Raw genomic sequence first — 360 nt, 5'->3', positions numbered from 1 at the left:
CGGGCATGGCCGCCGAGCAGCCTGTCGTCAGCCAGTTCGCCGTGTGTTTCAGCACCCGCACCAGTACCACCACGCATCGCGGTTATGACCTGGCACGGCCAAACCAGTTGCTCGAAAGCCAATTCACCGCCGAGTTCAGCCCGACCCTCGAAGACTATCGTTACCCGGTGCGCCATACAAACGAAAAGCTTGGCAGACAACTCGCGCGCCAGGCCCTGGAGCGCCATCGCCGCGACTATCAGCTGGCTGAAGGCAAAAGCGATCAGCCCAGCCTGCGCAGCGGGCACTTCTTCGACCTGACCGAACACCCGCGCCCAGCCTGCAACGCCTTGTGGCTGCTGCTCAGCGTGACCCACTCAG

Annotated in this window: 1 protein-coding gene; it reads left to right on the top strand. The window is 63.3% G+C overall.

The features are described from left to right. Positions 1-360 (top strand): contractile injection system protein, VgrG/Pvc8 family (locus AACY52_RS31825; protein WP_339561631.1); only part of this gene is annotated, 360 nt, incomplete at both ends.

The sequence above is a fragment of the Pseudomonas sp. EA_65y_Pfl1_P113 genome (assembly GCF_963970525.1).
Classification (GTDB): Bacteria; Pseudomonadota; Gammaproteobacteria; order Pseudomonadales; family Pseudomonadaceae; genus Aquipseudomonas; species Aquipseudomonas tritici.
This window is presented reverse-complemented; position numbering and strand designations above follow the sequence as displayed.